Below are 18,179 nucleotides of genomic sequence, written 5' to 3' on the forward strand. Positions count from 1 at the left end.
TCTTTCCGCTTTAAATTTCTGACCTACACAGCAGGAGTCAAATCATGAGCAACATCAAGTCAGATGAAATATCATGGATCAATACCCTAAAGGGCGCCTGCATACTGCTGGTCGTGCTATATCACACTGTATTGCCCGGCTTTGAAGGCACCCTGAAGTATCTCTCTGCCGGCTGGATACCGGCGGAAATGTGGGTGCAGTTTAATACTGTGCTGTCGCCGTTACGTATGCCCGCCTTTTTCTTCGTATCGGGACTGCTGGCCACCAACGGCATTCTAAACCGCCCCTGGAAGCAGGTCTTTACCAGCCGTATCACCAATCTTTTCTATCTCTACATTCTGTGGGGCTTTATTCAGTGGTGGTCTATTACCGGCATCTCGACTGAAATTACCGGGCAGCGTATTTCTCAAAACCTGAACGCCGCCTATGCCGGTTCGCTGTTTGAATTTTTAAAGCTCACCTTTATGGCGATGAGCACCTCCTGGTATCTCTACGGGCTTGGCTTATATTTCCTCTGCGCCAAAATATTCCGCCAGCATAAAGTGGCCCTGTTAGCGATCGCCGTGATCCTTAATTATCTTGCTGTCGAAAAAATTATTCCCATGTGGGGACCGCAGAGCGTCGCGCAATATTTTGTGTTCTTCCTGCTGGGCGTATTCTGGAGCCCGGTAATGCTGCGCCTGAGCGAGTGGCGTCGTGAAAACTGGACACCCTGGGCGATACTGGCGGCGCTTGCTGGCATCCATGTTATTTTCGGCCTCGATAAGAGCCTGTTTATGTGCATCATCGCGGTGCTGGTGAGCGTGGCGGTCTGCCGCTGGCTCAATCAACGCTTCAGCATGCGCTTTATGAACTGGATAGGGCGTAATACGCTACAAATCTACGTCATTCACCGCATTTTCATTGAGTTCTTCGGCATGTCGGCGATTCTGTTCGCCCAGCGCCATCATCTGTTTGAACAGGCCTGGTTCTCCTTTCTGTGGGCCTGCCTCTATCCGGTGGCGATAGTCGGCCTCTGTTCGCTCTGTTCGGTAGCGGTGTGGTCGGTGACCAATCGCGGTCTGGGGCAGTCGCTGTTTATCTTCCCAACGCTGATCGGGCTGAAGCGCGCCCGCTCCGCAGCCTGAAAAAAAGCCCCGCGCAGGCGGGGCTGATGTCGAACACAGCGCAGCGGGCCTCAGGCCCGCTGTTGGCTTAACTCTTTACGCGGTTAGCGAAGCTTTTACGCAGCTTCTGCAGTTTCGGCGGGATCACCGCCATACAGTAGCCGTTGCGCTGGCCAGCGCCGTCCCAGTAGTCCTGATGGTACGCCTCGGCGGGATACCACTCTTTCAGCGGTTCAATAGTCGTGACAACCGGATCCTGATGGTCCTGCTGCGCGCGCGCAATGGCGGCGACCGCTTCCGCTTCCTGCTCCGGCGTAGCCGGGAAGATGGCAGAACGATATTGCGTGCCGATGTCGTTGCCCTGGCGGTTAAGCTGGGTAGGATCGTGAGTGGCGAAGCTGATATCCAGCAGATCGCCATAGCTCACTTTTTCGGGGTCGAACCCTATGCGAATCGCTTCTGCATGACCGGTCGCGCCGCTGCATACCTGCTCATAGGTCGGGTTTGGGCGCGCACCGCCGGTATAGCCGCTTTCAACCGACTCCACGCCGATCACATCTTTAAAAACCGCTTCGGTACACCAGAAACAGCCGCCTGCGATCACTGCGTATTCGATTGCCATAATGCTTAACTCCTGTCGAGGTCGAGTAAGAGAGAGTAAGGACGGCGGCGATCCTTTTCAACCTGCGCATGGCGAGATTTGTTTGCGAGACGCTAAATCAGCATCTCCGGTTTAAACTGCCCGCTGCGATCAAGCACGCGGTCGCCCATGATGGTAAAGCGGCCCTCGCCGGTATAGTGCAGCGTAGGAGGAAACTCCGGCTCGTCAGCGACATGCGCCTTCACGATTTCGAAAATAAACAGGTTGTAGTTATCCACCATTGAATCGTCATAGAGCTGGCACTCAAAGCTGGCGAAACACTCGTTAATCAGCGGGGCGTTCACTACGCTGGCAGGCCCGGGAGTGAGATCGAAGGCATCGAACTTATCCAGTTTGTCGCCGTGGCTGTTGCCGATAGCGACGACCTTATCAATCAGATCCGCCGAGGGTACGTTCAGCACGCACTGGCCGCTGTCGCGGATCAGCGCATGGCTGTGGTTCATGCTGGAGATCATGCAGCCGACCAGCGACGGCGAAAACTCCAGCACCGTATGCCAGCCGAGGGTCATGATGTCGCTGTGCGTGCCGAACTGCGAGCTGAGCAGCAGCACCGGGCCTGGCTCCAGATATTTGCGCGCCTTGCTGACCGGAAAGGCGGTTTTGTGCAGACGTGGACTCATGGCATTTCCTTGTTTCGGGGCGATGCCATTAAGTGTAGAAGCTACAGGTCGATCACCAGCGCTTTACTGCGGCTGCGCGAACAGCAGAGCGCGATTTGTTGACGCGGCGCAGATTTTTCCTCCTCCGACTGGACGGTGTCGCGGTGGTCCGCCTCGCCTGACAGCACCGGCGTCAGACAGGCACCGCACAGCCCCATTTCGCAGGAGAGCGGCACATCAACGCCATTCTCCAGCAGCACGCGGGCGATAGTCTTATCCGCAGGCACTGGCCAGCTGGCGCCGGTGGAGGCCAGCGTGACGGTAAAGCTCTCGCCATTTTCCTGCGCGGACGGCGGGAGGGCGGCGCTAAAGGCCTCTGTATGCACCTGCTCTGCGCGCCAGCCCAGCCCCTGCGCCTGCTGTTGCAGATGCGTCATAAAGCCCTGCGGGCCACAGAGATAGAGATGCGCGCCGCTCACAGGCGCGCGCAGCGGCTCGGGCAGGTGCTGGCGCGGGCTCTTGCCCTCGGCGCTGCACAGGATTTCACCATAGCCGTGCCGGAAGGGATGAAGCAGATGGCGCGCCAGGGCGGCGTCCTGGCGTTGCTTCACGTAGTAGTGCAGCGAAAAAGGGACGCCGTCGGCGTCGAGCTGCGCCGCCATCGCCAGCAGCGGCGTCAGGCCGATGCCTGCGGCGATAAGCACCACCCGCTGCGCCGCCACCAGCGGAAAAAGATTGCGCGGCGCGGAAATCGTGAGCCGCTGGCCCAGGCGCAGCTGCTGATGAATATAGCGCGAGCCGCCGCGCGAATCGGCCGCCAGCCCGACGCAGATCAGATAGCGATCCTGGCGCATGGGCGAGCCGGTCAGCGAATATTGCCGCACCATGCCGTTGCCCAGCTGCAGGTCGATATGCGCGCCTGCTTCCCAGCGCGGCAGTGGTTCGCCGTCGTCGCGCACCAGGCTCAGCGCAACGGCATGACGTCCCTGGCGCGACAGACCATCGACAATCACCGTAAAGGTTGTCATCTCATTTACCTCGCTAGACCAGGAAAAATTCGCCGTAGCCCTGCTTCTTCAGGCCGCGACGGTAGGCGATAGAGCTGCGATCGGCCGGGATATGCGCCTCCAGCGTCAGATCGAGCGGCAAACGTTCTGGCATCTGCGTCTCCACCATCAGGCGATCTTCTTCGAACACGCGGTGGTTAAAGGCGTGTACATCCTCAACCGGTATGTGCAGGTCGAAGTTGCGCGCGATGGGCGCGAACATACGCGTTTTGCGCGCCGAGACCGGCGAGGCGGCATTCATAATGACCAGCCGCGCCGCGTCGGGAAAATGCACCGTCAGCGTGGCGGTAAAGGGCAAATACATCTCAAAATGACGCAGCCACTGAAAGCCTTCCGGCGCCTGCTGATCCGAACCTGCCGCAAAGTTGGATACGGAGCTCCAGTAGTCAACCGTAAAGCCATACTCCGTCTCGACAGGGTTGTAGGGCGGAACTTCCTGGTTGTCTGGGTCGGCGAAGGTTTCGCTGTGCACCCAGGCGAAATGCGCCACGTCGAGAAACCCCTCCACCTGACGTCCGGCAAACCCGGCGACGTCAAAAGGCGGGCAGTTGATCTGCTGGAAGCCAGCGTCGTGCCAGTGCGGCATTTGCGGCAGCGCGGCAGGATTGTCGGCGTCCGGCGCCAGGCAGACCCAGACCAGTCCAAAACGCACCTCTACCGGAAAGCTGATGAGATTGAGTTTGGCGGGCACCGGCTGGCTGGGGCTGGAGGGAATGCGATTGCAACGGCCATCCTCGCCGAAGCGGAGACCGTGATAAGGACAGATAATGCCGTGATCGTCGTGAAAGCCGAGCGTCAGCGGCACGCCGCGATGCGGACAAACATCTTTCGCGGCGACGATCTGCTCATTAATGCGATAGAGCACCAGCTGCTCGTCAAGCAGTACCGCTTTCATCGGCGAGGGGCCGACGTCGCAGAGACGCGCCACCGGATGCCAGCAGCGCGCCAGTCGCAACCAGTCGTCGGGTTCAAACGTGCAATGGGCTGGAGGCGCAGGTTGTTTCATGGCGATGACCTTTCTGAAAAGTAAGGGGTGATGCGAACATTGTGGACAGAGCAGGGTGCAACGATCCATCATCGTTTTTTCAGTCAGGTGTTGCGTTAAACAGTACAGGTGCCCCATGCTGCCTTTTTCACGCTTCTCACACTATTTCCTGGAGCTGGCGCGCAGCGGCAGCTTACGCAAGGCGGCGGAACAGCTGCACGTCTCCGCTTCAGCGATTAACCGGCAGATCCTGCAGGCGGAGGAGGAGCTTGGTATGCGGCTGTTTGAGCGCCTGCCGGACGGTATGCGCCTGACCAGCGCGGGCGAGCTGCTGCTGGACGATCTGCGTCGCTGGCAGCGGGAATATCAGCGTACCCGCCAGCGTTTTGATGAGATACAGGGACTGCGGCGCGGGCACGTCAGTCTCGGCCTGATTCAGGCGCTGAACGAAGGGGCGATTGCCGATGCACTGTCGCAAATAGCGCAGACGCACCCCTGGCTGCGCCTCGATCTCAGCGTGCATGACAGCGCGCAGATTAGCGAGCAGGTGCGGCTGGCGGAGCTGGATGCCGGGCTGGTGCTGGATCCGCAGGGGCAGGCGGGGTTGAGCGTGATGGCCTTTGCAGAGCTGCCGATTGGCGTCGTGCTGCCCGCCGGGCATGCGCTTAGCGGGCGCGATACGCTCTCTACCGGCCAGCTCAGTGCCGAGCGGCATATTATTCCCGGCCCGCCGCTGGTGGTGCATGAGCGAGTTGAGATGCTTTACCGCCGCCATAGTCTGCAGCCGGAAAACGTGATCACCTGTAACGACATTCGCCTGATCAAATCGCTGATCAGGCAGGGCAGCGGCATCAGCATGCTAAGTCTGCTGGACGTGATGGATGAGGTAGAGCGGGGCGTGCTCAGCTTCGTGCCGCTGCGCGACAGCAACGTCAGGCCCCTGACGCTGGCGTTATGCTGCGCGCCAGCGCGGCAGCTGTCACGCGCCGCTCAGCAGGTTATCCAGCAGCTGACCGGCGTTATCGAGTCATTGGGCGCGCCGCGCTGAGCGCCAGTATTTGTCTTAAAATCAGCGAATAACGCACTTTTTGTAAATTAACGTAAAGCGGCATCCTGGCAGGTTTAGTGGAAACCGTAATTAGGCTATAAGTCCTCTACCACGCCAACCTGCTTAGGGTTTCACCTTACACGATGATGACTCTGCGACCTCTGCTGACGCTTGTGTTAGCCTCTGCTTTTCTGCTTGGCGGCTGTTCCCGTCATTCTACCGATACATCCGCACAGAACGATACGCAGGTCAGCGATGGGAGCATGGGCGATCAGCCCGATCTCATTCCAGTCGTGGCGGCGTTGCACGATCAGATGCACACCTGGCACGGCACGCAATATCAGTGGGGCGGTACCGAACTTTCCGGCGTCGACTGCTCAGGTTTTGTCTGGCGAACCCTGAAAGACCGCTTCAACCTGCCGATGGATCGCGTTACCACCACGGAACTGTTGAAGATGGGCAAACGCATCGCCCCGCGCGATCTGCAGCCGGGCGATTTGGTTTTTTTCCGCATCAAGGGCGGTATGCATGTCGGCTTCTATGACACTGACCAGCACTTCTTCCATGCTTCGGTCAGTCAGGGGGTCGTGCGTTCCGCGCTCGACAATCCTTACTGGCAAAAAGTCTTTTACCAGGCGCGGCGACTGCCGAAAGAGTATAACGCGCAGATTACCCTTAATAAGGGCAGCGGCTTAGCGCTGGCACGTCAGTAACCGCGCCGTCGCGATGAGCGATTCAGTGGTAAAAAGCCCGCCTGTTGGCGGGCTTTTTAATTAGTGACGAATGGCGCAGCCGCACTGGCCCATTTCGCCCAGTACCGCTTTGCCCTGATGAGAGTGGCGCACGCGCAGTTCACCGCGACGCCAGGCACCATCTTCCTCTGCGCGATTAAGCAGCAGGCGATTAAGCGCTTCCGTAACCAGCAACGCGCGCGGCTGCGCCCAGGTGGTCAGATGCCACGTCGATGCGCTCGCCTCGTCGCTGTCGCCGAATCCGGTAACGGCGACGTGCGCGCCCTGACCAAAATCGCGCACCGCCTGCAATGCGCCAAACGCCAGCAGATCGTTATCGCAGAACAGCGCCTGAATACGCTCCGCTGCGCGGGCGCGCTTCAGATAGTGCATCATCGCCTGATAGCCGCTGTCGCGGTCATCTCCCGACCCCGCTGCGGTTAAGTGCTGATCCACCGTTTTGCCCGCCGCAGCCAGGGCGCTGCTGAAGCCGTCAATGCGCGCAGGATCGGCGCAGGTCGCCTGTTGCAGATAGCCGAAACGCTGGTGGCCCTGCGCCAGCAGAAGCTGACCCATTTCCGCGCCGGCGGCGAAGCCATCCAGATTCAACTCGTCCAGCGCGATAAGCGGAATCTGCCCGGCGGCGGCGCAAAACGCAGCGCTGAAGCGACCGGAAAGGTGAATCGCGGCGCTCAGCAGCGGTGCCAGCTGCCGCGCGCGATCGTCCGCTGCGGCGTCGACCAGCAGCGCCGCGCAGCCGCGCGCGTTAAGCTGCCGGTTAACTTCCTGCAGCAGCGCCGCCGTCTGCGGATGGCTGAAATCCGTGCTCAGCACGCCGACTGTTTTACAGGTGTTGTTATACATTCAGAAGACCCTGTTAAGGTGAGTAGAGGTCTCTGTACCATAAAGGAAATCGCCCGGGTTTCACAATGCCTCTGCGCGCGCCAGCTGCAGTTCGCGCATGCCCAGCGTGCGGGTCGCCAGCACCGATTGCTGGGCGAACAGGCTCGCCTGCTCAACGGCTTTATTGAGCGGCACCCCGTCCAGCAGGCCGGCGGTCAGTTCAGCGGTAAAGAGATCGCCGGTGCCTTTGGGCGGGTTGTCGTAATGGGGATGCTCGGTGATAAAGGTCTCTTTCGCCGTCACGCAGAACACCTGCATGCTGCGACGCGCCTCATCGCGCGTGGCGCTGGTCACCACCACCCATTCGGTGCGCGCGCCGAGCAGCGAGCGCGCGGCGTCAATAATCTCCGTGTCGCTCTCCAGCTGCACGCCGCACAGGCAGCCCAGCTCAAAGCGGTTGGGCGTCAGCCCTGTCGCCAGCGGCGCAAGCTGTTCACGATAGTGCGTCGCCAGCTGCGGATCGACATAGAACCCGCTGTCGTCATCGCCCAGCACCGGATCGATAATCACCGGCATCTGGGGATTTTTCTCGCGCATCAGCCGCAGCCAGCGCGCCAGCGTCACCGCCTTATCGGTCGATTTCAGATAACCCAGCACGACGGCGCGCGCGGCGCTGTCGAGGTTGCGCTCCGCCAGCGCGGTCAGGTAGCCCTCGAACCAGGGCTGAGGGATCTCGCCGCCGTAGCAGCTGGCGTAGTGGGGCGTATTGCTCAGCAGCACCGTAGGCACCGCCACCACCTGTAACCCATGGCGACGCAGCGCGGGCACGGCGATGCTGTTGCCGACGCTGCCATAAACAACCTGAGACTGAACAGAGATAACATCGATAATTTCGCCGCCCGCGGCGTCGGATACCTGAAACATACTGCTCTCCTTGTTAGCACTCCATTGCCCCAGTATACAGCGCTTGCAGCGGGTTGCGGCGAGCGCCTGTTTCGTCGGGAGGCACGCTTTTTCTGCCGCTTCCCTTAATGCTGACAGCTCGGGTATGACGGGGGATAGCGACAGGGGAAGGGCCGCGGCGAAAACAGGATAATCGGCTGCGGATACGCAAAAAATGCCGCACAACTGGCAAATATGACAAGGCCGACTACACTTAATCGCGACGATGTTTTCAGTCAGGTTGATATGTCTGTGAAGGTTTTAAAACGTAGTGGCGTTCTATCCGAATTTTTTTGCTGGTATCCGCAGTTTTTGCCCTGCACGTTAACCCATGCTCAGCCGTTCCGGCTGTCTGGTCCGCAGACAATCACCCTCGCTAAAACATCTTACTTTCTATGGCGCGTTGACGAGCCAGGCCTCTGACCTGACAAGCCGCGAATCGGACGCGCCCGAATCAACAACAGGAGAAGACACGTGACCCAAGCGGCGAATGAACATGCCTCGCTTCCTGCGCTAAGCGGCGGTCTTTATGCCTTCTTTTTTGACGTAGACGGCACCCTTGCCGCTATTCAGCCGCAGCCTGACGCGGTTTTCATTCCGGAAAACGTACGTCAGCAGCTGCAACAGCTGTCATCCCTTTGTCACGGCGCGCTGGCGCTGGTATCGGGCCGACCGATTGCGCAGCTCGACGCGCTGGCCGCGCCCCTTATCGCGCCCGCTGCAGGCGTACACGGCGCTGAGCGTCGCGATGCGCAGGGCGAGCTGCACCAAATCAGTCTGGAGCCGGAAGTCGCCGAGGCGTTGCAGCAGCAGTTGCAAGAGGCGATGGCACGCTGGCCAGGCACACTACTCGAGGCTAAGGGTATGGCCTTCGCGCTGCATTACCGTCAGGCGATGCAGCATGAGCAGGATGTACTCGACCTGGCCGAACAGGTCGTGAAGCGCTTCCCGGCACTGACGCTTCAGCCGGGAAAATGCGTCGTGGAGATAAAACCGCAGGGAGTAGATAAAGGCGAAGCCGTACGCGCCTTTATGCGCGAAGCGCCTTTTACCGGTCGAATCCCGGTATTTGTCGGAGACGATCTGACGGATGAGAAAGGATTTATCGCTGTAAACGCCATGCAGGGCATTTCCGTAAAGGTTGGACAAGGTTCCAGTCAGGCGCGCTATCGACTGTCAGACGTCGAGGCGGTTTATGCGTGGCTGGAGCGATTACTATTACAAATAAAACAAGACAACGTCGGTAAGGAGTAAAGGTTATGGGTCGTTTAGTGGTCGTATCTAACCGAGTAGCCATTCCTGATGGGAAAAAAGCCAGCGCAGGCGGCCTCGCCGTCGGCATTCTTGACGCGCTCAAAACCACCGGAGGATTGTGGTTTGGCTGGAACGGGGAAATCAGCGAATTTTCCGGAGAAGAGGAAGACGAACTTGTACAGGCAGAACATGACGGCATCTCCTACGCCGCGCTGCCGCTGAGCCAGAACGATTACGATCTCTACTACTGTCAGTTCTCCAATACCGTAATCTGGCCCGCGTTCCACTACCGTCTCGATCTGGTGCAGTTCCAGCGCGAAGCCTGGGACGGCTACTGCCGCGTCAATGAGATGCTGGCACAGCGCCTGAAGCCGCTGATTAAGCCGGACGACACCCTGTGGATCCACGATTATCATCTGCTGCCGTTCGCTGCTGCGCTGCGTAAGCAGGGCATTAATAACCGCATTGGCTTCTTCCTGCACATTCCGTTCCCAACGCCGGAAATTTTCAACGCGCTGCCTCCGCATAAAGAGCTGCTCGAGATGCTGTGCGAATACGATTTGCTGGGTTTCCAGACGGAATCGGATCGTGTGGCTTTCCTCGACTGTCTGAGCCAGCTGACGCAGCTGCAGAATAAAGGCGAGAAGAAGCACCGCGCCTTCGGCAATACCTTTATGACCGAGGTCTATCCTATCGGTATCGAGCCGGACAGCATCAAAGAGATGGCCGAAGGTCCGCTGCCGCCCAAAATGGCGGCGATGAAACGCGAACTGGGCGATGCGAAAAATATCATTGCCTGTGAGCGCCTCGACTATTCGAAAGGGCTGCCGGAGCGTTTCCTGGCGTATGAAGCGCTGCTGGAAAACTTCCCGGAACATCGCGGCAAAATCCGCTATTCGCAGATTGCGCCGACCTCGCGCGGAGATGTGCAGGCCTATCAGGATATTCGTCATCAGCTGGAAACCGAGGCGGGGCGCATCAACGGTAAGTTCGGCACGCTGGGCTGGACGCCGCTCTACTACCTCAATCAGCACTTTGACCGTCGTCTGCTGATGAAGATCTTCCGCCTGACCGACGTCGGGCTGGTAACGCCGTTGCGCGACGGCATGAATCTGGTGGCAAAAGAGTATATCGCCGCGCAGGACCCGGACGATCCGGGCGTGCTGGTACTGTCGCGTTTTGCCGGTGCCGCCAACGAGCTGACTTCGGCGCTGATCGTCAACCCATACGATCGCGACGAAGTGGCAGCGGCCTTGAACAAGGCGCTGACCATGCCGCGTACAGAGCGTATTTCGCGCTACAACGATATGATGACGGTTCTGCGTAAGAATGATATTACGCACTGGCGTGAGAGCTTCCTGAAAGATTTGTGGGCTATTCCGCCGCGTAGCGAAGATCACAGTACAGTCAATAAAGTGGCGACCTTCCCTAAACTCGCCTGATTGTCACGGCGGCCTGTCGATACGGGCCGCCGTTTGTTCTTTATCCCGTTACCGCCTCATTCTCTCCAGCCTCGCTAAAGCATCCCTTTATCGCTAAACCCCGACACAGAGCGGCATTTGTTGCTTTATCCATCATTCATGCAAAAAAACGCTTTTTTTGTACACGCAGGCCTAAAGTCTGGCGGCGAGATGCCGATAGTTGGAAGTCATAAAAGTGTCAAATCCGCCATTCATTCATATCTCTAATGTAACCCCTTGTTACATCTACTGTCCCCGGCTTTACGTCCATTGTTAAGCGTTAACGATTCGTTGCTGAAATGCGCCGGTTCTTCGCTGCCTCTCTTTACGCTTCGTTTACTCACCACAGGAAATATTTGCCCTAAGTGATTAATTTTCAAATAGTTGGTGACCGCCTTTTTTAGAGTTTTGTGCTGCCGTACAGGTTCGATCTGGCTGCTTATAGGGTGGTAAGCGCAATGTTAAAGATAATAGATCGTCTGAGCCGCCACCCAAGGGATACATTCTGTTCATAAGGGGAATAAGCCCATTTCTAGGACGAAATATAAGTGAAATAAAGCAAAATTGAACAAAAAACAGACAAAGTAAAAGCGGAACTGAAGGGTTGGGGAAAAAATTTGCCTTAAAAGTGTGATGTAGATCACACTTTATCTAAAATTTCACATTCCTGTCGTTGTATGTGCAAATCAGACGGGATAGATTTGCGTTGTTTTAGGAATAGTCTTAAAGAAATGTAAAGAGACGTCACGGAAGAGCGCAATAATTTAAAAAAGAATGGCCCTGGGGTTTTGACTAACGCTGTAAATATGTCGCTAAAGACATAAAGCAGACTTCAGAGTACGTTTGGTTTTTGGCTGTAAATTTTTGCCATCTTTAGATTTAACAACCAGCAACCCGAAGCGCAGAGGGTTTTTTCTGCGATGCTCTAACGTCGCGTCTGTCAGGATGGAAAAAATGGGTACATCTGATTTACTCAAACATATTTATGATATCAACCTGTCTTATTTACTGCTTGCACAGCGATTAATTAACCAGGAAAAAGCTTCTGCAATGTTTCGCCTCGGAATTGATGAAGAGATGGCTAACGCATTGTCGCAATTAACTCTGCCTGAAATGGTAAAGTTAGCGGAAACCAATCAGTTGGTTTGTCAGTTTCGCTTTAACGATCACAACATTATTAATCGACTGACGCAGGAATCCCGCGTGGATGATTTACAACAAATCCACACCGGAATTTTATTATCCAGCCGTTTGCTGCGTAATGTTTCTAAAGAAGAAGCGCCGGCGAAAAAGAGGGCGATGTAAATGTCAGAGAAAAGCATTGTCCAGGAAGCGCGCGATATTCAGCTCGCCATGGAATTAATTTCGCTGGGCGCACGTTTGCAAATGCTGGAAAGCGAAACTCAGTTAAGCCGTGGCCGTCTGATTAAACTTTATAAAGAGCTGCGCGGCAGCCCGCCGCCGAAAGGCATGCTGCCGTTCTCTACCGACTGGTTTATGACGTGGGAGCAAAATATTCACGCTTCTATGTTCTGCAACGCCTGGCAGTTTATGCTGAAAACCGGCATGGCAACCGGCGTCGATGCGGTGATTAAAGCTTACCGCCTCTATCTTGAGCAGTGTCCGCAATCGGACGAGGGCCCGCTGTTGGCGCTGACGCGCGCCTGGACCCTGGTGCGATTCGTTGAAAGTGGCATGCTGGAACTGGATGACTGCAAAAGCTGCAAAGGCAGTTTTATCAATCATGCGCATCAGCCGGTCGGCAGCTTTGTCTGCAGCCTGTGCCAGCCGCCATCACGTGCGGTAAAAAGACGTAAACTTTCTGCAGATTCTGCCGATACCTTTCCACAACTGCTGGATGAACAGGTTAAACACGCCGTTTAAGTTTGTTCGCATCGTGGAAAGTCATCCAGCAGCGGGTATCCCCCGCTGCTTTTTTTTTGCCCACGATTTGAATAACGCCTGCGGCTCTCTGGCTTAACTTCCACCAACACGTTACGGACGTAAGGATGTTTTTGTGCTGATCTTATTGGGTTATATCGTTGTTGTCGCATCCGTGTTGGGCGGATATATGTTGGTGGGCGGCCATCTCGGCGCGCTTTATCAGCCTTCCGAGCTGTTAATTATCGGCGGTGCTGCTGCTGGCGCTTTTTTAGTCGGCAATAACGGCAAGTCGATTAAAAAGACATTAAAATCGCTGCCGAAGCTGATGCGCGGCTCGAAATACAACAAAGCTCTCTATATGGATTTGATGGCGCTGCTTTATCGCCTGATGGCCAAATCGCGCCAGCAAGGCATGCTGTCGCTGGAGCGCGATATTGAAGATCCGGCACAAAGCGAAATCTTTGCTAATTATCCGCGTATTCTCGCCGATAAACAGCTAGTGGATTTTATTACCGATTATTTGCGTCTGATGGTCAGCGGCAACATGAACGCCTTTGAGATTGAGGCGCTGATGGATGAAGAGATCGAGACCTACGAACACGAATGCGAAGCGCCAGCGCAAAGTTTAGCTGCGGTTGGCGACGGTCTGCCCGCCTTCGGCATCGTGGCGGCGGTCATGGGCGTGGTGCACGCGCTGGCCTCCGCCGATCGTCCGGCCGCTGAGCTGGGCGCGCTGGTAGCGCACGCGATGGTCGGGACATTCCTCGGCATCCTGCTGGCGTACGGCTTTATTTCGCCGCTGGCGTCGGTACTGCGCCAGAAGTGCGCTGAGACCACCAAGATGATGCAGTGCATTAAGGTCACGCTGCTCTCCAGTCTCAATGGCTATGCGCCGCAGATTGCGGTGGAGTTTGGTCGTAAGACGCTTTATTCCACCGAGCGCCCGTCATTCAGCGAACTGGAAGAGCACGTACGCAACGCAAAAAATCCGGCTAAACAGACTTCGGACGAAAATGCATGAAGCACGGCAACCGCCCCATAGTGGTGATCAAAAAGCGCAAGCATAAAGGCCACGAAGGCGGCCATGGCTCGTGGAAGATCGCCTACGCCGACTTTATGACGGCGATGATGGCCTTCTTTATGGTGATGTGGCTGATCTCCATCTCCAGTCCGCAGGAGCTGGTGCAGATTGCCGAATATTTTAAAACGCCGCTGAAGGTCGCGCTGACCGGCGGCAAGCGCAGTAGCGACAGCGACAGCCCAATCCCGGGCGGCGGCGATGACGCCACCCGTATCCAGGGCGAAGTAAAAAAGGTCGTCAATATGGATGAGCAGAAGCGCAAGCTGGATGACATTCGCCTGAATCGCCTGCGTGAAAAGCTGGATCAGTTGATTGAGGCGGACCCGCGTCTGAAGGCGCTGCGCCCGCATCTGATTATTAACATGGTGGACGAGGGGCTGCGCATCCAGATTATCGACAGCCAGAACCGGCCGATGTTTAAGACCGGCAGCGCGGAAGTCGAACCCTATATGCGCGATATCCTGCGCGGCATCGCGCCGCTGCTAAACGATATTCCCAACCGCATCAGCCTGGCGGGCCATACCGACGATTTTCAGTACGCAAATGGCGACCGCGGCTACAGCAACTGGGAGCTTTCAGCCGATCGCGCCAACGCCTCGCGCCGCGAACTGGTGCTGGGCGGCCTCGACGGCGGCAAAGTGCTGCGCGTGGTGGGCATGGCCGACACCATGAAACTGAAAAACCGCGGCGGCAACGATGCCGTTAACCGCCGCATCAGCCTGCTGGTGTTGAACCACGACACTGAAGCAGCAATTGAAAAAGAGAACGCCGAGAGCGACGCCGTACAGGTGAGCGATCCGGCGGCCATTGAAAAGATTACCGCGCCGCCTGTGCCGCAAAGCAGCAGCCCGGTAAACACAGCAGCCCCCTCACAGCCGAGGTGATCCCGTGAGCATGGACATCAGCGATTTTTACCAGACGTTTTTCGATGAGGCCGATGAGCTATTAGCTGATATGGAGCAGCATCTGCTGGGGCTCGATCCCCAGGAGCCAGACTCCGAGCAGCTTAATGCCATCTTCCGCGCCGCCCACTCGATAAAGGGCGGAGCCGGAACCTTCGGTTTTACGGTATTACAGGAAACCACCCACATTCTGGAAAACATTCTGGATGGTGCTCGTCGCGGCGAGATGCAGCTCAGCACCGACATCATCAACCTGTTTTTGGAAACTAAAGATATTATGCAGGAACAGCTCGATGCCTATAAAACCGCGCAGGAGCCGAACGCGGAAAGCTTTAACTACATCTGCGAAGCGCTGCGCCAGCTGGCGTTAGAAGCGAAAGGCCTGCCGGTCGCGACACCTGCCGCCGCGCCTGCTGCAGCTGCCGCGCCAGAAGCGCCGGCCAGCAGCGGCCTGCGCGTGCAGCTGGTCAACCTCAAAGAGAAAGAGGTCGACCTGATGCTGGAAGAGCTGAGCAATCTCGGCAGCTTAAGCAACGTGGTGAAGGGCAACGACTCTCTCGAAGCGACTATCGACGGCGTCGGTAAAGACGACATCGTGGCGGTACTCTGCTTCGTTATCGAAGAAGGGCAGATCCGCTTCCCGCAAGCGGACGCCGCTGAAGCCGCGCCGGTCGCTGAACCTGCGCCGGTCGCTCCTGCGCCGGTCGTTGAAGCCGCGCCGGTTCAGAGCGCCAGCGTCAGCGAACTGCCGGTTGCGAAGCGCGAAGCCAAACGCGCCGCCGCGCCAGCGAAAAGCAGCGAATCGAGCAGCATCCGCGTCGCAGTGGAAAAGGTTGATCAGCTGATTAACCTGGTCGGCGAACTGGTTATTACCCAGTCAATGCTGGCGCAGCGCTCCGGCGAACTCGATCCGGTCGCTCACGGCGATCTGCTGAACAGCATGGGCCAGCTGGAGCGCAACGCGCGCGATCTGCAGGAATCGGTTATGTCGATTCGTATGATGCCGATGGAGTATGTATTCAGCCGCTTCCCGCGTCTGGTGCGCGATCTGGCGAGCAAGCTGGGCAAAGAGGTGGAACTGACGCTGCTCGGCAGCTCGACCGAACTCGATAAGAGCCTGATCGAACGTATTATCGACCCCTTAACGCACCTGGTGCGCAACAGTCTGGATCACGGCATCGAGTCGCCGGAAAAACGTCTGGCGGCGGGCAAAGTGGCGACCGGCAATCTGACGCTGTCGGCGGAACATCAGGGCGGCAACATCTGTATCGAAGTCTCTGACGACGGCGCTGGCCTGAACCGCGAGCGCATCCTTGCCAAAGCGCTCTCGTCTGGCCTGCCGGTCAGCGAAAACATGAGCGACGAAGAGGTCGGTATGCTGATCTTCGCGCCGGGCTTCTCAACCGCTGAACAGGTTACCGACGTATCGGGCCGCGGCGTTGGTATGGATGTGGTAAAGCGAAACATTCAGGAGATGGGCGGCCATGTGGAAATTGCCTCGAAGCAGGGCAAAGGCACCACTATCCGTATCCTGCTGCCGCTGACGCTGGCGATCCTCGACGGTATGTCAGTACGCGTCGCGGACGAAGTCTTTATCCTGCCGCTCAACGCGGTAATGGAATCTCTGCAGCCGCGCAGCGAAGAGCTGAAGCCGCTGGCGGGCGGCGAGTGCGTGCTGGAAGTGCGCGGCGAATACCTGCCGCTGGTCGAGCTGTGGAATGTGTTTGACGTCCAGGGCGCGAAAACCGAAGCGACGCAAGGTATCGTCGTTATTCTGCAGAGCGCGGGCAAGCGTTACGCGCTGCTGGTCGATCAGCTCATTGGCCAGCACCAGGTCGTCGTGAAAAACCTGGAGAGCAACTATCGCAAGGTGCCTGGCATCTCCGCCGCCACCATCCTCGGCGACGGCAGCGTCGCGCTGATCGTTGACGTGTCGGCGCTGCAATCGCTCAACCGTGAAAAACGTGTGGCCGGCGCGGCCGCCTGACTGATAACAAAAGGGTAGAAAAATGACTGGAATGGCAACCGTGACCAAAATCGCCGGCGAAACCGTCGGCCAGGAGTTCCTGGTATTTACGCTGGGAGACGAAGAGTACGGAATCGATATTCTTAAGGTGCAGGAGATCCGTGGCTACGATCAGGTCACGCGCATCGCCAATACGCCGGAATTTATTAAAGGCGTCACCAATCTGCGCGGCGTTATCGTGCCGATTATCGACCTGCGCGTGAAGTTTTCCCAGCCGGACGTCGAGTACAACGATAACACCGTGGTTATCGTGCTGAATCTGGTACAGCGCGTGGTCGGCATTGTGGTAGACGGCGTCTCTGACGTGCTGTCGCTGACGCAGGATCAGATCCGTCCTGCGCCGGAGTTCGCCGTCACCATGTCTACCGAATACCTGACCGGTCTCGGCGCGCTCGGCGAGCGTATGCTGATTCTGGTGGATATCGAGAAGCTGCTGAGCAGCGAAGAGATGGCGCTGATGGATACGCTGCGCAGCGCGTAAGCCTCTTTTCACAGGCCGGGGTGAAACCGGCCTGTGATTATTTATCTTTGGAATCAAACAGAAACATATTTTATTTATCCTTAGCGCGCTAAATATATCCCGCTCCCCGCCGATACCTTTATTGCTTTATCTTCTACTTTCCCAGGGCTCCTTATGTTAACCAAAATTCGCGTAGTCACCAGTTTATTACTGGTTTTACTGATGTTTGGCCTGTTCCAGGCTTTTTCAGGAGCAGTGTTCTTCTCTGCATTAAGCGATGATAAAACCAGCTTTAACGTATCGCAGCTTGCCAGCAAAAACCTTCAGGCGCTTAACGACGCCTATATGAGCCTCAACCAGAGCCGCGTAGTGCTGACGCGTATCCAGCTGCGCATCGCCAGCAGTAAGGTGGATGGCAAAGCGCCGGATATCGCGTCGCTGTTTACCGACAGTCAGAACTTCCAGCAAACGGCAGCCAAAAACTTCGAGCTGTTCAAAGCGACGCCGGACACGCCGGGACAGGATGCGGCGCTCAATAACCGTCTGATGGACGCCTATGGCGCCTATGCGAGCGCGCTGGCGCAAATGCAGACGGCGCTGGAAGCTAATAACCTCGCCGAAGCGGGCACGGTGCCGGTCGCGCCTAACCAGAACGCATTCCTTAAGGTCTACACCGAATGGCGCGCCAACCAGGCGCACCTCTCCGAGCTGGGCGTAGAGAAAAATGCCAGCGCCTACACGCGCATGCTCTGGATCCTCGGCACCATCATGGCGCTGGTGGTAGTGGTTATCGTGCTGTGCTGGATTGGCCTGCGTCGCGTGCTGATCAACCCGCTGAACGCTAATATCGCCCACATTCAGCAGATTGCGCAGGGCGACCTGACCCAGTCGATTGTGGTGGAAGGGCGCAACGAAATGAGCCAGCTGGCCGCCAGCCTGCATGAGATGCAGCAGGCGCTGGTGAGTACCGTCAGCAACGTGCGCGACGGCTCCGATGCCATCTTTACCGGCGCCAGCGAAATCTCTGCGGGCAACAACGATCTCTCTGCCCGCACCGAAGAGCAGGCGGCGTCGCTGGAGCAGACCGCCGCCAGCATGGAGCAGCTGACCGCTACCGTGAAGCAGAACGC

General features: G+C 57.2%; 18 protein-coding genes. 12 read left to right on the forward strand and 6 right to left on the reverse strand.

Annotation, left to right across the window (positions count from 1 at the left end):
* Nucleotides 1-44 precede the first annotated feature (44 nt).
* Nucleotides 45-1,127, forward strand: a complete 1,083-nt coding sequence (locus EKL29_RS20150; RefSeq protein ID WP_126690511.1) for an acyltransferase family protein — start codon at nucleotides 45-47, stop codon at nucleotides 1,125-1,127.
* A gap of 67 nt (nucleotides 1,128-1,194) precedes the next feature.
* Here EKL29_RS20150 and msrA read toward each other — a convergent pair whose 3' ends face one another.
* The 4 genes from msrA to hpxD all read right to left on the reverse strand — a co-directional run bounded on the left by msrA (nucleotide 1,195) and on the right by hpxD (nucleotide 4,439).
* Entirely contained in the window at nucleotides 1,195-1,728 is a 534-nt protein-coding gene (gene msrA / locus EKL29_RS20155) for a peptide-methionine (S)-S-oxide reductase MsrA (RefSeq protein ID WP_120453771.1), read from the reverse strand.
* A gap of 92 nt (nucleotides 1,729-1,820) precedes the next feature.
* Complete coding sequence (locus EKL29_RS20160; protein ID WP_269950154.1) at nucleotides 1,821-2,387, reverse strand: flavin reductase family protein; 567 nt, start codon at nucleotides 2,385-2,387, stop codon at nucleotides 1,821-1,823.
* A 41-nt stretch (nucleotides 2,388-2,428) separates the two neighbouring features.
* On the reverse strand, nucleotides 2,429-3,394 hold the full coding sequence (locus tag EKL29_RS20165) for a PDR/VanB family oxidoreductase (protein ID WP_126690512.1): 966 nt from the start codon (nucleotides 3,392-3,394) through the stop codon (nucleotides 2,429-2,431).
* A gap of 13 nt (nucleotides 3,395-3,407) precedes the next feature.
* A complete protein-coding gene (gene hpxD / locus EKL29_RS20170; RefSeq protein ID WP_126690513.1) occupies nucleotides 3,408-4,439 on the reverse strand; it encodes a molybdenum cofactor-independent xanthine hydroxylase subunit HpxD in 1,032 nt (343 codons plus the stop codon).
* A 115-nt stretch (nucleotides 4,440-4,554) separates the two neighbouring features.
* Between hpxD and EKL29_RS20175 the strand changes: the two genes are divergently transcribed.
* Together EKL29_RS20175 and EKL29_RS20180 are read left to right on the forward strand one after the other, a co-directional pair.
* Nucleotides 4,555-5,466, forward strand: coding sequence for a LysR family transcriptional regulator (locus EKL29_RS20175; protein ID WP_120453776.1), 912 nt, complete (start codon nucleotides 4,555-4,557; stop codon nucleotides 5,464-5,466).
* Between the two features lie 152 nt (nucleotides 5,467-5,618).
* Complete coding sequence (locus EKL29_RS20180; RefSeq protein WP_371315478.1) at nucleotides 5,619-6,179, forward strand: NlpC/P60 family protein; 561 nt, start codon at nucleotides 5,619-5,621, stop codon at nucleotides 6,177-6,179.
* A gap of 60 nt (nucleotides 6,180-6,239) precedes the next feature.
* On the opposite strand, the gene EKL29_RS20185 is transcribed toward EKL29_RS20180, so the two are convergent.
* Nucleotides 6,240-7,061, reverse strand: coding sequence for a substrate-binding domain-containing protein (locus EKL29_RS20185; RefSeq protein WP_126690514.1), 822 nt, complete (start codon nucleotides 7,059-7,061; stop codon nucleotides 6,240-6,242).
* Nucleotides 7,062-7,121: 60 nt separating this feature from the next.
* Nucleotides 7,122-7,964, reverse strand: coding sequence for a pyridoxine/pyridoxal/pyridoxamine kinase (gene pdxK, locus EKL29_RS20190; RefSeq protein WP_126690515.1), 843 nt, complete (start codon nucleotides 7,962-7,964; stop codon nucleotides 7,122-7,124).
* A gap of 492 nt (nucleotides 7,965-8,456) precedes the next feature.
* On the opposite strand from pdxK, the gene otsB reads away from it, so the two are divergent.
* The 9 genes from otsB to EKL29_RS20235 all read left to right on the forward strand — a co-directional run.
* Nucleotides 8,457-9,236 (forward strand): trehalose-phosphatase, encoded by a 780-nt coding sequence (gene otsB / locus EKL29_RS20195; RefSeq protein ID WP_120453781.1) that lies wholly within the window; start codon nucleotides 8,457-8,459, stop codon nucleotides 9,234-9,236.
* Between the two features lie 5 nt (nucleotides 9,237-9,241).
* Nucleotides 9,242-10,678: an alpha,alpha-trehalose-phosphate synthase gene (gene otsA / locus EKL29_RS20200; protein ID WP_126690516.1), complete on the forward strand. Its 1,437-nt coding sequence runs from the start codon at nucleotides 9,242-9,244 to the stop codon at nucleotides 10,676-10,678.
* 972 nt (nucleotides 10,679-11,650) lie between these two features.
* A complete protein-coding gene (flhD, locus tag EKL29_RS20205) occupies nucleotides 11,651-12,001 on the forward strand; it encodes a flagellar transcriptional regulator FlhD (RefSeq protein WP_120453785.1) in 351 nt (116 codons plus the stop codon).
* On the forward strand, nucleotides 12,002-12,580 hold the full coding sequence (gene flhC, locus EKL29_RS20210) for a flagellar transcriptional regulator FlhC (protein ID WP_120453787.1): 579 nt from the start codon (nucleotides 12,002-12,004) through the stop codon (nucleotides 12,578-12,580). It abuts the gene before it with no gap.
* Between the two features lie 133 nt (nucleotides 12,581-12,713).
* A complete protein-coding gene (gene motA, locus EKL29_RS20215) occupies nucleotides 12,714-13,601 on the forward strand; it encodes a flagellar motor stator protein MotA (RefSeq protein ID WP_120453789.1) in 888 nt (295 codons plus the stop codon).
* On the forward strand, nucleotides 13,598-14,545 hold the full coding sequence (motB, locus tag EKL29_RS20220) for a flagellar motor protein MotB (RefSeq protein WP_120453791.1): 948 nt from the start codon (nucleotides 13,598-13,600) through the stop codon (nucleotides 14,543-14,545). Before motA ends, motB begins: the two co-directional genes overlap by 4 nt.
* Before the next feature lie 10 nt (nucleotides 14,546-14,555).
* Entirely contained in the window at nucleotides 14,556-16,550 is a 1,995-nt protein-coding gene (gene cheA, locus EKL29_RS20225; protein ID WP_311779050.1) for a chemotaxis protein CheA, read from the forward strand.
* A gap of 22 nt (nucleotides 16,551-16,572) precedes the next feature.
* Nucleotides 16,573-17,070 carry a chemotaxis protein CheW gene (gene cheW, locus EKL29_RS20230; RefSeq protein ID WP_120453794.1) on the forward strand — a complete coding sequence of 166 codons (498 nt, stop codon included), beginning with the start codon at nucleotides 16,573-16,575 and terminating at the stop codon, nucleotides 17,068-17,070.
* 153 nt (nucleotides 17,071-17,223) lie between these two features.
* Nucleotides 17,224-18,179: Tar ligand binding domain-containing protein (locus EKL29_RS20235; RefSeq protein WP_126690518.1), on the forward strand; the 956-nt coding region annotated here is incomplete at its 3' end.

This window comes from Pantoea sp. YU22, from assembly GCF_003970755.1.
In the GTDB taxonomy this organism is placed as follows: domain Bacteria; phylum Pseudomonadota; class Gammaproteobacteria; order Enterobacterales; family Enterobacteriaceae; genus Pantoea; species Pantoea piersonii.

Bases quoted from the DNA above. Each gene is read 5' to 3' on its own strand.
- EKL29_RS20150 (WP_126690511.1), top strand. From the start codon at position 45: ATGAGCAACATCAAGTCAGATGAAATATCATGGATCAATACCCTAAAG.
- msrA (WP_120453771.1), bottom strand. From the start codon at position 1,728: ATGGCAATCGAATACGCAGTGATCGCAGGCGGCTGTTTCTGGTGTACC.
- EKL29_RS20160 (WP_269950154.1), bottom strand. From the start codon at position 2,387: ATGAGTCCACGTCTGCACAAAACCGCCTTTCCGGTCAGCAAGGCGCGC.
- EKL29_RS20165 (WP_126690512.1), bottom strand. From the start codon at position 3,394: ATGACAACCTTTACGGTGATTGTCGATGGTCTGTCGCGCCAGGGACGT.
- hpxD (WP_126690513.1), bottom strand. From the start codon at position 4,439: ATGAAACAACCTGCGCCTCCAGCCCATTGCACGTTTGAACCCGACGAC.
- EKL29_RS20175 (WP_120453776.1), top strand. From the start codon at position 4,555: ATGCTGCCTTTTTCACGCTTCTCACACTATTTCCTGGAGCTGGCGCGC.
- EKL29_RS20185 (WP_126690514.1), bottom strand. From the start codon at position 7,061: ATGTATAACAACACCTGTAAAACAGTCGGCGTGCTGAGCACGGATTTC.
- pdxK (WP_126690515.1), bottom strand. From the start codon at position 7,964: ATGTTTCAGGTATCCGACGCCGCGGGCGGCGAAATTATCGATGTTATC.
- otsA (WP_126690516.1), top strand. From the start codon at position 9,242: ATGGGTCGTTTAGTGGTCGTATCTAACCGAGTAGCCATTCCTGATGGG.
- flhD (WP_120453785.1), top strand. From the start codon at position 11,651: ATGGGTACATCTGATTTACTCAAACATATTTATGATATCAACCTGTCT.
- flhC (WP_120453787.1), top strand. From the start codon at position 12,002: ATGTCAGAGAAAAGCATTGTCCAGGAAGCGCGCGATATTCAGCTCGCC.
- motB (WP_120453791.1), top strand. From the start codon at position 13,598: ATGAAGCACGGCAACCGCCCCATAGTGGTGATCAAAAAGCGCAAGCAT.
- cheA (WP_311779050.1), top strand. From the start codon at position 14,556: ATGGACATCAGCGATTTTTACCAGACGTTTTTCGATGAGGCCGATGAG.
- cheW (WP_120453794.1), top strand. From the start codon at position 16,573: ATGACTGGAATGGCAACCGTGACCAAAATCGCCGGCGAAACCGTCGGC.